The organism is Streptomyces cyaneofuscatus (assembly GCF_000718135.1).
Taxonomy (GTDB): domain Bacteria; phylum Actinomycetota; class Actinomycetes; order Streptomycetales; family Streptomycetaceae; genus Streptomyces; species Streptomyces cyaneofuscatus.
On record NZ_JOEM01000043.1, the window covers coordinates 1 to 12,720 of the forward strand.

Consider the following 12,720-nt stretch of genomic DNA (forward strand, 5'->3'; position numbering starts at 1 on the left):
CTCCTCCGGAGGAACGACGCACGACCCTACGGGTCGTAAAGACGATAAAGCCCTACGGGCTTTAAACAATTCCTCCGGAATTGTTGGTGAATTCCTCCGGAATTCACGGGGTGAGTGGGCGACTGGGGTCCGGCCCGACGCTCCGCGCCGGACCGGGTCGTGACGGGTCGTTGGGTGGGGCTCCTTCCAGCTCCGCCTCCAGGATGAGCCCGCTACGCGGGCGGCTGGCAACGGGGGTCGGGCGGGAGCTTCTCCAACCGGCCAGTGGACTGTGCCTCCTGAGAGTGCATCACGATTCGCGCCCGGGTACGGAGTGGAAATCTTCCCTACCTCCATACAAAAGCGATCCGTCCCCGTGCATCACGATGAGGCACGGGGTAGAGAGTGGGTTTCTGAACCACCCCCAGAACGCTTGCTGTCGGAGCCAGACACGCGGATAGAAAAATTAACCGACGCCACCACCAGGAGCCCCGGCCCGAATGCTGCGGCGACCATCGGTCGACCGCAGCGCTCTTAGCCAGCGCAGCGCCCCGCCGGTTCCGATTCTGCAACCACACCCACCCTCCATTCACCCATCAAATCAAAAAAGCGGGATAGGGCAGCAGAACTTGATGCAGCATAGAACCAGGCCACACCCCCCGGAAGGGATTCTTTCACCATTTACCAAATGTCAGCCGGTAGGAGTCATCAGTCGGTCTCGGATATCCCGGTAAAGGTGGGAGATCTCATGAGGGATGGGGTGTTGGCTAGCGAAAGCGGTCCCTAGTCTGGGTTTACTTCGTTCCGCGCTGAGCTGTTGCATTAGCTGCGGATTCAATTTCTTAAGGTATGCCTCGAATTCCCCGGAATGTGATCCAGGGCCTCCGAAAGTGTCAGCCATGCTAAATACGCCGTTACTCCTCCAGAAACCCTGCCATTCACCGAAAGCGGGTGCCACGCTGTCGGGTTCTGCTGCGGGGAGAAGCGATTGATCCTTTAGCTGTCGGTGCAAGCTACTTCCTGGGTATAGGGCAGGACCATCCGCGATAACAGCCCATGGAATATTAAAAGCCTCCAGAAACTGGATATAGCGGCCGAACGCTCTATCTCCGCCAACGTCGATGAGCGCAATGTTGGCGCTGCTCGGCGACTGGCTGCTTTCTTCCCACCATGTGCCGAGGCTGCCGACTTCGGTTGCTCCTTCGCACAGTACGGCGCCGGCACAAAAAAGCAGAGCGCGTGTGTCACGCAAACCTAGAACCTGCAACCAGCGTGCTTGCTCCTTGGGGTCAAGCTGTCTCACGCGATGGGCACTGCTGCCGCCCCTGAGCGAGAGAGAAAGGCGCAGAATGCGAGACAGGTCGTCGGGCGCTGACACAGGCACTAGATCCGCGCTGTGGGTGATGAGCAGGCACTGAGTGTCGTCGGGAGTTGTTTGAGCGATTCGACGTTGAAGAGTGGGTTCGATATGTACGCCAGGCTCGTCTAGTACGATGACGCGTCCGGGGTCTCCAACGAGAATGGTGCTGAGGAACAGTGCCTCTTGTCGTCCTGCACCCGAGAACGCGATCGGGTATTCATAGTCGCCCTCAGAAACTGTGACATCAATCAGCAGATTTCCCGGCTGCAGAGGATCAGGAGTAGCCTGGACGTCGAATCCAGTGCCTACGAGCTCTCTAAATCGCTTTTGGATTCGCTGGTAGCGCTGCCGCAGAAGAAGTGGGCCGTTTTTAAGCCGGTACAGTTCGGAGGGGACCTGGCTGCCGTCCTGGAGATCGGCTTGTCTTCCAACGCTCGGCAGGCTGAACGAGCGATCTAGCGGCAAGCGACGATTGTCGGTCAGTACAATGCCACGCTGAAGAACGGCGTGAAGAATGTGAGTGAAGTTTACCTGGCGCGGTTCGTTTATATCCCATCCCAGAAGCGTGTGCAGATCCCGAACGCTGTTCAGGATAGGAGCTCCGGTGTCGTGCGCATGTGTTTGTAGAGCGATCGGATGGTTGAGGTTTTTAAATATCTCCATGAAGTCAAGCTTCGGACCTGTCGCCCTATGTTTGATTTCGTCATCAGGAAATACGCGACTCCACGCGTCTTGCAAAGTGAGCCTCTGAGCTGCAGTTTCACCGATGGCACGCAGCGCTGTGTTCCCACCGAATAGGTCGATGTCCCAGGCCGACTCAAGGCCCTGCGCCGAGTAGTGCCATCTGGCCCGCCAGCGAGGCTGTGATCCTTCGTCATAATCCACTACGAGGGATCCGCGGAGCAGAAGGTGCGCGCTTTCGGGGATCAGGCGCTGGCGGGCGTCCCGGTCCCGCCATACTGGATGTACGCGGCCCTGTGCCAACCGCGCATCCTCGCTCGACGCATAGGCGGCGCAGATGAAGGTGGCGACAAGTTCCTGTTCCCAGGACTGGTCCATCTCAACGTCCAGGGTCAGTTGAAAAGCGCGTGCCCCGTGCCGAGGAGCTCGCGTGTACAGGTCTAGCCGGTCCTGGACTGCCGAGCCGGCGTGGGAGGCCACCACAAGACGAGCCACGTCGATGATGCGCCCGAGATTCGACTTGCCCACTGCATTGGGGCCGGTCACCACCGTCGTACCTGCATCCAACGGCAAGTCAAGCGTAGTGAATGACATGAACCCGCGTGCTCTGATGCGCGTAATTTTCAATGCCCCGCCTCCCCTTTGAAGCGGCATCATGTCAGAGCAGCAGGCAACCACTCAAAAGGTGCTCTGGGCGACGCTCGGCATCCATCGAGCTCGTCCGCGCGGTCCCTTCCGTCCGCGCGTAGCGCCCCGCAGTTGTCAACGGTCCGGGAGGGGAGTTGCCGGTATGGCGCGGAGGTGACGGCAGCCGCGGTTGACGCTCCGATTCTTGAAGATCTATGAGTCACATGATCTATGCCTGGAGCGTCTAGGGGTCTCAGAAGTTCCGCCCCGATGTACCACCCGATGGCGTGAGACCGACCGCACATGGGGGCTGGCTGCGGGCGCAGCGACAGGGAGCTCACCTGGGCGCAGTTGCAAGTATCTAGCTCTGCCGCGGGGTCACCCGTTGGCAGGATGCCCTCAACACGGAGTGGAGGGGGCATGGTCAAGGGTCCGTACAGCCATGGGAAGACGAAGGCGGAGGTGGCGGGTGAGCTGCGCGTCTACTTGGTGCGCATCAACCGCCGTCGCAGCAGATTCCGGTGCGCGGAGCAGAGGTACTTGCAGGAGGTTCGACGGCATGTCGTGGAGGCGGTGACCTCGGGGATCAACGTGGAGGAGGTGGCTGCCGCGGCCGGCTACACCCCGAAGACCGTCGCGCGCTGGGTGGCGAAGCGAAGAGTCGAGGCGCGCGGCTTACCTGTTGAGAGGGCGCAGGAGCGGCTTGTGCGGATCGGGGAGCGTCGGCGTCGTCTGTCGCAGACGGAGTTGAAGATCTCGGCCAGGGCGCGGTCGTCGGTGCGGCGAGCTATGGAGGTGGGGCTTTCCGCTCGGGAGTTCGCTGACATCACCGGGTACACCACGAAGACGGTTGACCGGTGGTTCGAGTCGGCTTTGCAGGCTCTGGAGCAGGCGGCGCGGCAGCGGGAGGTCGCGCAGGCGCGGCGGGGGAAGCGTAGGAGGCCGCCTCAGCATCTGTCGCCGGCAGAGCGTGCTGAGTGGCTTGCGCAGAGGGAGCGGAGGCGTACGGCTGTGATGCAGAAGAACGGTTTCCGGGTGAAGCCGGTGCGCTCTCCGGTGGTTGGGCTGGGGGTGGGTGAGGTGGCGCGGTTGCCGAAAACACCGTGGAAGAAGACTTCGAAACCGAGTCGAAAGCGCAAGAAGAAGTGAGCTGCGTCACAGGTGCCTCCCGCGCGCGCGGACGCGTAACCGTCATGGTAATCGCTACCGGCAGGTAAGTCGTCTGGCAGAGCCCTGAGCTGACGGTTCGTTTGGGGCTACTGTCACATCCACTTCCGCAGCGATGCGTGGTCCCGATCCGTCAGGAACGCGGCCGGACACCGCCCGTTGCTGCGGGGGTGCCGACATGTCACTTGACCGATTGGGAGGTGTTCTTTTGCTCATGCCTACCGGCTCCGAGAAGAACGAGGAGGACCTTGCGTCCGAGAACGCAACGGGCCGGGAGGACCGCAGGAGGCGGCAGGGTCTCGTCAGCATGACGATGCTCGCGCTGCTGATCGGCTTTGCAACCGGAGCCGGCGAGCAACTCGCTGAACTGCTCGCGAAGGTTCTGGGCGCCTAACGCGGCGAGCCCCCTCGTGTCTCACCACTCGGGGGCCCACCTGCGGTGTCCTTCACTGGTGGCGGAACCCGTCTTCTCATTCCACTGACGGCGGGTTTCGCCACGCTGGCACACGCTACGGAAGTGTAGGAGCGAAGAGAAGACTCCCCGTACCCCGCCCTGACGGGATCTTGTACCTGAATCCGACTGACCGCCTCTAGAAGCCCCGCCGGGGCCTTGCAGCCCCAGGGGGGCCGCGGGGCGGCGTTCGAGGCCCTGAGAGCCGCTGGGCGCCTTGCCCCTCCCATCCCGCAAAACAGGGACGTCGACCACCGGCCGACGCCGCCGAAGCGGGAGGAGTGGCGCGGCGGCCCCGCCCACGAATTCAGCGCAGCCTACGTCCACGATGCGCTCCGGCGCTCTCGAGGAACACGACCAGGTCGTGGTCGCTGTAGGCGGTGCCAAGGATCTCGTCCCGGCCGCGGCTGTGCACAGTGACCCGCCGGCCACCCGAGACGGAAGGCCGGTGCACAACGATCAGCGCACTGGTCACGCTTCCCAGCGTGCCCCGCTCCGGTTCGGGACGCGAGGGAGACCGAGACCCCGTTCCTCGGCCGCTGCGGGCTAGGTCTGCGGGGTCTGCGGGGCTTGTTCGTCCGCGGCACCGGTCCCAAGGGCCCGACGCGCGCCTCCGCTCCCCGGGAGGCGGGACCCGACCACCCCACGCGATCGGAGCTCAACAAGGTCCGGCAGGCGTACGCCGGGCAGGGCATCGCTGATGTCGGCTTCGGCTGCACGGATACTGCTGGGCCCGGAAGCTTCGGGCCCTGCGCCAAGGGCGCGGCGAGTGGTCACGAGAGCATCGTAGGAGCGCCAAGCACCGTGCAGGCCGCGAACGGTGAGGCGACCTGATACGGGCCGGCTGCGGACCGATTGCCGCCCTCCCGTGCCCGAAATCGGGATGTGCGGCATGATCGGACACTGCCGGACCGGCGAACACTCCTCGCCGGTCCAGCACCACCTCCACGGGCCACCGTGACGGGAAGCCGCCACCGGGAAGCCCGAGGCGCGGCCCGGTGACAGGTCGACGTCACGGCGTGAATCTGACCCGAGTCCTGACCCGTCCAGGTCACAGCCCTGCGGGCAAGCCTGCCCGGCCCCTGGGCAAGCCCTCCCCCGAGAAGGGCTTGCCCAGCAGCGAACTGGGTGTCACCGGATCACGATCGGGACGACGACGGCCACGATCACGGTCATGCCGCCGAGGCCGACGAGCCTCGGGGTGGCCGCCTTCGGGTAGCGGTGCGCGAGGTCGATGAGCAGGGCCACGACCAGGACGACGACGAGGACCAGGAGCACGGCGACGAGCAGGGTGAGCGAGGACATGACGGTGTTCTCCTTCGAGGGGTGAAAGGGGCGCTCCGGGTGAGCGCGGGGACAACAGTCCGCACCGGCCGCCAGCCATTCAATAGTTCGCGAACATCCGATCCGAGCCCGGCCCGGGGGCCGGTGACGAGGTGTCGGGGCGGATTCGCGAGGACTGGACAACCGGGGTGGTCGTGCGCTGTGGCAGCACCATGCGGCGCGGCCGGGTAAGCGGCGCAAGTCCCGTCCGGCGGGACTCATGGGCAACTAGGGGGGCTGGTTCTCTGGGGCGGGACGTAGGCCGGGCGGGACTGCTGGCAGCACACTGCACTGCGGCGGGGTAAGCCGCGCAACCCCCGTTGTTCTGGGAGGCCGGTCCGGTGTCGGGCGGGTGGTGGGACGGATTCGCGGTGGCTGGACAGTCGGTTGGTTCGGACTGGTGGGAGCACTCTGCGGCGGAGAGGGGTTAGTCCCGCAAGCCCCCGCCGGGCGGGCTGCTGACAACACCGTGAAGGGGCAGGGCAGTGGTGGGCGACAGCGCCACAACACCGACTTCACCGCCCCCGTCACGGTGCGGGCAGGCACCACCATGGTGAGGACGAGCACCACCAGGAGCGCGGCTCTGCCGCCGCGTGCGGACCGGCGACGAACACGACGACAGCGAGGGCCAGGAGCATGAGGGCAAGCAAGGCGAGCAATGGCAGGGGTATCCAGACAGTGGGTAGAGCCGTGCCGGAGGGCGCACCTGGACACGCTGGACGGGACTCGGCCGCGGTTCCGCAGACCTGCTGATGGCCACCGTGTGGTCGAACTAGGCTGAAGTCCTTATCTGTTGGATGCGGGGGGATGCCATGTTGGTCGAGGGGCTCATCGCTGTCGCGGCTGCCGGAGGTACCGCGGTGGTGCAGGCGGCGGGGACGGACGCGTGGAACGGGATCCGGGAAGGTTTCGCCCGCCTCTTCGGCCGGGGAGAGCCCGGACGCGAGCGGGCCGAGCTGGAGCGCCTGGACCAGACCAGGTCAGTACTCGAAGCCGCCGACGACGGTGAAGACGCGCAGCGGGTGCAGATCGCGCAGGTCGCGCGGTGGCAGACGCGCTTGGAAACGCTTCTGGAGGAGCTGCCCGCTGCGGAGCAGCAGTTGGTGGTGGCGGAGTTGCAGTCGCTGGTCGCCCAGGCCGAGGCCGCCAAGCCCGTGGAGACGGTGCACAACGACTTCAGTCAGGCTTCGTTCACGAACAGTCAGGTGCTGGGCAGCGGGACCATGACCGTCACGAACAACTACGACAAGTAGGACATGGTTGTGGGGGGCAAGAACACCGCCAAGCGCAAGGGCAAGAAGAGCGGGAAGCCTCAGCAGGGCCAGGCGGGGAGGGGAAGCTCGGCTGGGAACGATTTCCGCGGTGCCGGTTTCGCGGGCAGCCAGGTGCTGGGGCACGGCACCATGACCGCGAACACGTACGTGCAGCAGTACGCGCCGGTGCCTACGGCGCTGGACGCGCTGCCGCAGCCGCCCGTGGGGTTCACCGGCCGTGAGGACGACCTCGCGTACATCCTCGGTGTGCTGGATCCCGACCGTGCTGACGAGGGGCCCGCGGTGGCCGTGCTGTCGGGCTGGGGCGGCGTCGGGAAGACCACCCTCGCCTACGCCGCAGGGCACGCCGCACAGAACCGGGGCTGGTTCACCGGTGTGCTGCTGGTCGACCTTCACGGCTACGACCCCCGGCCGGCGCAGGCCGAGGAGGCACTGGAAGCGCTCCTGCGGTCGCTCGGTGTGCCGCACGAGCATCTCCCGCCGCCCGGGGCGGGACGGGAAGCGCTGTACAGGTCCCAGCTCAACGCGCGGCAGGAGAAGGGTGAGCGGTTGCTGGTGGTGACCGACAACGCCTCGGCCATCGCGCAGGTGCAGCCGCTGGTACCGCCGGGGCATCACGGGATGCTCGTCACGTCCCGGCACCGGCTTACCGGGTTGGGCCGGATGCGGACGGTCAACCGCCTCCAGCCGGAAGACGCCGTCGCCCTGCTCGAGGCAGCCCTGAAGAACAACGATCCGGACGACCCGCGGGTCCGGGAGGATCCGGAAGCCGCCGAGCGGCTGGCATCAGCATGCGGATATCTGCCGCTGGCCCTGCAGATCACCGCGGCCCTGCTGGCCCAGGACCCGGAGCAGCCGCTGTCCGAACGCGCCGACGCCCTCGGCGGCACGGAAAGCGTTCTGGACGGTCTGGACGACGGTGAACGCAGTCTGCGGACCATGTTCGACCAGTCCCTGGAACGCCTCACCCCGCAGGAACAGGACCTGTTCCGCCTGCTCGCTCTCAACCCCGGCCCCGACATCTCCACACCGGCCGCGGCCGTCCTGGCCGACCAGCCGCAGCCGGCCACCGAACGCCTCCTCGCGCGGCTCGCTACCAGCCACCTCATCGAACGCACCCCAGCGGTCCGCGGCAGGTGGCAGATGCACGACCTCCTACGCGCCTACGCCCACGAACAGGCCACAGCAACCATGGACCGCGGCCGCACACCCCGGCGCCGCTACGACCAGGCACACGACCGGCTCATCAACCACTACATCCAGCACGCTCAAGCCGCCAGCACCCATCTCGACCCCCCTGGCGGCCCTGTCCCGGCCCGGTTCACCGATCGGGATCACGCGCTGGAATGGTTCGACGCCGAACGCGAAAACCTCATGGCCACCGCCCACACCACCCCCCAAGCCGCCCTGGACTTGAGCTCCGCACTCGGCTCCTACCTGAAATGGCGACGCCACCTCCAAGACCACGTCGTGGTCAACGCCCTCGCGCTCGACGCCTGCACCAAGCTCAACGACACCCGGAACAAGGCCACGGTCTGGAACAACCTCGGTGGCGCGCTCCTTGAGTTCCGGCGCTTCGAGGACGCCGTGCACGCTCTGGAAACCGCCCGCGACCTCTACCAGCAGACCGGCAACACCCAACGCGAAGCCACCGCCTGGAACAACCTCGGCGGCGCGCTCCAGGAACTACGCCGCTTCGACGACGCCCTCCACGCTCTGGAAACCGCCCGCGACCTTTACCAGCAGACCGGCGACACCAACGGCGTAGCCGATGCCTGGAACAACCTTGGCACCGCGCTCCAGGACCTGCGCCGCTTCGACGACGCCCTCCACGCTCTGGAAACCGCCCGCGACCTTTACCAGCAGACCGGCGACACCCACGGCGAAGCCACCGGTTGGAACAACCTCGGCAACGCCTATGGGGACCTGGGCCGCTTCGACGACGCCCTCCACGCCCACCAAACCGCCCGCGACCTCCACCAGCAGACCGGCGACACCCACGGCGAAGCCACCGCCTGGAACAACCTGGGTGGCGCGCTCAAGAAGCTGCGCCGCTTCGACGACGCCCTGCACGCTCTCGAAACCGCCCGCGACCTCCACCAGCAGAACGGCAACACCCACGGCGAAGCCACCGCCTGGAACAACCTCGGCAACGCCTATCAGGAGCTGCGCCGCTTCGACGACGCCCTCCACGCCCACCAAACCGCCCGCTGCCTCGACCAGCAGACCGGCGACACCCACGGCGAAGCCATTGCTTGGAACAACCTCGGCACCGCGTACCGGGGCCTGGGCCGGGTTGATGAGGCTGTCGTGGCGGGGAAGCAGGCTGCTGCGATGCTGGCCGCGGAAAGGGACTGGTTCCGTACGGGTGAGGCGTGGGGCGAGCTGGCCACCACGTTGACCGCCGCCGGTGCCGATCCGGTTCAGGTGCGTGAGGCATGGGAGCAGTCCGCCCAGGCGTATACCCAGGCGGGCGCGGAGGAGGAAGCAGCCGCTTCCCGAGAGCACGCGAACAGCACGGAGAACGTGGAAGCGCAGCTGCCCACAGTTGCGGACCTGCCTGCCAGAAATGTGGCTTCGGAGTCTGGTTGAACCATCAGCCGGTCCTCGGCGGACCAGCCCAGGAGGACAGAGGTCTCCAGACCCTGCCTGGCGGTCCAGGACAGGCGTGAGGGTGGCTGATCACGGCAGAGGATCTGCTGGCCGCCGAGTTCTGGCTGGGGGGCGGCCGACGAGGGCGCCGGCACCGGCACCGGCGCCGGCACCGAGGAAGACGGCCACGCCCGATGAGAACCGAAGCCCCATGCCGGAAGACGGCCCCGGCATGACGTTCGCGGCCTGGCGTGGTCCGGAGGGTGCGGAGCCGGCCGGGGAGCGCTTCGCACGTCGGCCGGATGGGCCGACCACCCCCGACCACGCAACCCGCCGTCGGCAGGGGTCGGTCTAGGTGACGCGGATGCGCAGCAAGTACCGCTGTCCGGTCCGGATCGCCTCCGCCTGCTCGTACAGGTCCGCGGCAGTGAAACCGACCAGCGCCTCGTCCGCCGCCCGGCGTAGCAGCGCCGCGATCTCTGCGGCCGGGCGGCCCTGGTGGGATTCGGCGAGCTCGGCGAACACGGCCTGGTAGGAGCGGGCCGGGGTGCCCGTGCCGTCGGCCAGGAGCCGTCCGAGGTTGTGGCTGCTCACGTTGATCTCGCCCATGGCCCGCTCCGTTCCCCTTCAGGACCCGGTTGTTCCAGCACCTGTCTTCGACGGTACGAGCGGCCACTGACATCCCGCCCCGGGTGGGGCACCGGACGGGAGCGGCCGGCTGTGGAGGAGTGCCACGCCGGTTACCTGCCGAGCTGCAGCTCGGAGGGGGTGGGGGCCAGGGTGGCCGGGGCCGATGGTCCCGCTCCTTCCCCGGGGGTGCTCGGGCTTCCTTTGGGCGCGAGAGCGGCGAGGACGAGGAAGAGGAGCAGCAGGCTGCCGATCCCGGTGCCGGCCGCGGCTGTGCTGGGGGTGAGGGTGCGGTGGTGGCTGCGGACGCGGGTTCCGTCCGCGCGCTGGTAGCTGCGTACGCGGGTGGTGGGCCCGGCAGGGGGCGGGGCGCTGCGGGCCGTGCCGGGGCGGGTGGCCGTGCGGCGGGGTGCGGTGGTCCGGCACCAGAACACCTCTGGACTGGTGAAGTCCCCGGCCACCGGAAGACCAGCACTGGGTAAGGCCACAACCGGGGCACGGGCTTGGTTACCGCCGTCGGGTGCCGACTCCGCGGAGAGCGAAGATTGACGCGATGCCCCAGGCGAGGCCGGTGACGGCGCAGGCGATGCCCCGGGCGGGCCCGGTGGTGGCCGCCCAGACCATGGCGACGCTGCAAGCTCCCCAGCCCGCCCAGGTAAGGCGGGCTCCGAAGGTGCAGGTGACGAATGAGATGGTGAGGAGGCCCGCGCCGACGGCCAGCCACGTGGTGTAGAGCGTGTCGGCGGTGACGGGAAGCCCAGTGCGGTGGGTTTCCAGGTAGGCCCGTACGGGTGCGTCGATGACCGCGACCATGCCGTGGCTGTCCCAGGTGGCACCTTCGATGGCGTGCTGGATGCCCGTTCCGAGGCTTCCCATCAGGGCGACGGTGAAGAGTCCGAGGGGCAGCACGAAGAGCACCTTGACCCACAGGACCGCGGCTCCCCAGCCCTGCGCCAGGGCGGTGCTGAGTTCCTGCTTGCGGTCTTGGGCCCAGCCGGGGTCCGACAGTGCGATCAGCTGCGTCGGTGCCGTCCTGCCCGGGCGAGGAGGGGCTGCAGAGAAGTCGGCGGCCAGGTCACCGATGGCCTGCTGCACTGCGGCCCTCACCCGGTCGTCCTGGCCGACCACCGTGTACGCGGCGACAGTGCAGGTGAGCGGACCCAGCAGTACCAGCCACCAGGTGCCTGCGGCCTGCGCGCTGAGGGCCACGCCGGTGGCGGTCAGCAACGCTCCCAGACACCGTCCACCGCGCAGCGCCAGGGACCGGGAGCTGATGGCCAACGTCTCACCGGGCTGTTCCTGCCGGATCAAGGAGCGTACGAATTTCCACAGTTTCGCCAGGGGCTCCCACGGATCCGCGACCAGCAGCAGTCCCGCCAGAATGAGCAGCACCGCAAGGGTCGGGTGCTCCAGCGAGACCCAGCCCAGTGCAGCGACCGCCACAAGCAGGCAGCCCAGGGACCGCGTCGCGACATACGTCGCGGTGCGCCACTGTTCCACCGGCCCCACCGTCGTACGGCGGGAAGCCAGGCTCCACTCCTCGCGGACCAGGTCGCGGTGGGCCTGGCCGTCGTCGAGGAATCCCTGCGCGGTGCGCAGTGCGCGGGCGAAGTCGGTCTGGAAGGCAGCTTCCTGGACTTCTTCCGGGCGGGGCGAGGAGGTGCCGGCGACGCTGTCGGAGAAGAGCATGCTCACGGTCTTGGTATCGCGGGCTTGTGCCAGCTGCTCCTCGAGCAGGTCGCTGCGTCGGCGTAAGCGCTGCACGAGGAGTTCGGACTCGTCCCGGCCGGCCCTCGCGCGATCCAGCTCTGCTTGTGCGGAGGCGAGTTGCGCGGTCAGCTTCTCCAGATCTCCGCGGGCCTGGTCGCCCATCTCGTGTTCCACCGTCGCGATCTTGCGGCGCAGGTCGCTGGTCAGCAGGCTCAGCGACAGCACCATGCGCTGGCTGTCGTCCCTCTCCCTGGTCAGCTCCCCGTTGCGTTGGTGTGCTCGTCGTAGTTCCTCCTGCGCCTGAGCTGCCTGCCCCTGCGCTGTGGCGGCGAGGGTCGCCAGCGAGGAGACGGTCCCGCCCGCCGCTTGGGACGGAACGGGCAGAGGCGGTGCCGGGTTCTTCGCCTTCTCCAGAAGCCTGGTCACCTGCTGCAGGCGCAGTGCTTTCTCCCGCGGCGGTGTCGTAGCGCTCACGAACCGGTCCAGGAACTGCGCCGAGGGGAGTTTCTCCCCGCTCAGGTGCTGGCCGATGGATGTCCGGGACAGCATGGTCGGCTTCTCCAGGTCTCGGATCTGCCTCCCGGACTGCGTGATCAGGTCACGGAGGAACTGGGCCAGCTCGCGCCCTTCCGGCGTATCCGCCTTCAGCTCTCCCCAGCCCCGGCCCTGCTTGCGCTGCGTCACCTGTCCCCCGTCTGTTCACCTGTGAATGAGCCAGCGTATGAACCTGGAGTGCGTGCGCGACAGAGCGCATTGCGCCCAATCACCCAGCCCGCCAGGGGCCAACTTCATGCCCCTCCCGGTCGTGGACATGGCCGCCCGTCAGGCCATGTGAACCGCTCCGGGTCTGATGGAGGCTCGATTCCCTGAGAGGATCGAGTCATGGCACGTCCGTCCCCTTACCCTCCCGAGCTTCGCGAGCGCGCGGT

General features: G+C 67.1%; 10 protein-coding genes. 4 read left to right on the plus strand and 6 right to left on the minus strand.

Translation table 11 applies throughout. The features are described 5' to 3' along the window. Positions 1-670 precede the first annotated feature (670 nt). On the minus strand, positions 671-2,587 hold the full coding sequence (locus tag IF17_RS1000000138840) for an AAA family ATPase (protein WP_157851208.1): 1,917 nt from the start codon (positions 2,585-2,587) through the stop codon (positions 671-673). Between the two features lie 480 nt (positions 2,588-3,067). Between IF17_RS1000000138840 and IF17_RS0135525 the strand changes: the two genes are divergently transcribed. Together IF17_RS0135525 and IF17_RS0135530 are read left to right on the plus strand one after the other, a co-directional pair. After that, positions 3,068-3,796 carry a hypothetical protein gene (locus tag IF17_RS0135525; RefSeq protein ID WP_030575288.1) on the plus strand — a complete coding sequence of 243 codons (729 nt, stop codon included), beginning with the start codon at positions 3,068-3,070 and terminating at the stop codon, positions 3,794-3,796. Positions 3,797-4,028: 232 nt separating this feature from the next. Further along, positions 4,029-4,208, plus strand: coding sequence for a hypothetical protein (locus IF17_RS0135530; protein ID WP_029181939.1), 180 nt, complete (start codon positions 4,029-4,031; stop codon positions 4,206-4,208). A 364-nt stretch (positions 4,209-4,572) separates the two neighbouring features. Here IF17_RS0135530 and IF17_RS1000000139435 read toward each other — a convergent pair whose 3' ends face one another. After that, positions 4,573-4,740 carry a hypothetical protein gene (locus IF17_RS1000000139435; protein WP_167344551.1) on the minus strand — a complete coding sequence of 56 codons (168 nt, stop codon included), beginning with the start codon at positions 4,738-4,740 and terminating at the stop codon, positions 4,573-4,575. A 656-nt stretch (positions 4,741-5,396) separates the two neighbouring features. Further along, positions 5,397-5,570, minus strand: coding sequence for a hypothetical protein (locus IF17_RS1000000139165; protein ID WP_157851209.1), 174 nt, complete (start codon positions 5,568-5,570; stop codon positions 5,397-5,399). An 830-nt stretch (positions 5,571-6,400) separates the two neighbouring features. Here IF17_RS1000000139165 and IF17_RS0135540 point away from each other — a divergent pair. Continuing rightward, on the plus strand, positions 6,401-6,841 hold the full coding sequence (locus IF17_RS0135540) for a hypothetical protein (RefSeq protein WP_143660241.1): 441 nt from the start codon (positions 6,401-6,403) through the stop codon (positions 6,839-6,841). 9 nt (positions 6,842-6,850) lie between these two features. Beyond that, positions 6,851-9,454: an ATP-binding protein gene (locus IF17_RS1000000138850; RefSeq protein ID WP_051884226.1), complete on the plus strand. Its 2,604-nt coding sequence runs from the start codon at positions 6,851-6,853 to the stop codon at positions 9,452-9,454. Between the two features lie 351 nt (positions 9,455-9,805). Here IF17_RS1000000138850 and IF17_RS0135550 read toward each other — a convergent pair whose 3' ends face one another. From IF17_RS0135550 to IF17_RS1000000137305, 3 genes are all read right to left on the minus strand, one after another. Then, positions 9,806-10,063: a hypothetical protein gene (locus tag IF17_RS0135550; RefSeq protein ID WP_030575295.1), complete on the minus strand. Its 258-nt coding sequence runs from the start codon at positions 10,061-10,063 to the stop codon at positions 9,806-9,808. Between the two features lie 131 nt (positions 10,064-10,194). After that, on the minus strand, positions 10,195-10,542 hold the full coding sequence (locus IF17_RS1000000137300; protein WP_157851210.1) for a hypothetical protein: 348 nt from the start codon (positions 10,540-10,542) through the stop codon (positions 10,195-10,197). A 46-nt stretch (positions 10,543-10,588) separates the two neighbouring features. After that, on the minus strand, positions 10,589-12,475 hold the full coding sequence (locus tag IF17_RS1000000137305) for a hypothetical protein (RefSeq protein ID WP_051884228.1): 1,887 nt from the start codon (positions 12,473-12,475) through the stop codon (positions 10,589-10,591). Positions 12,476-12,720 lie beyond the last annotated feature (245 nt).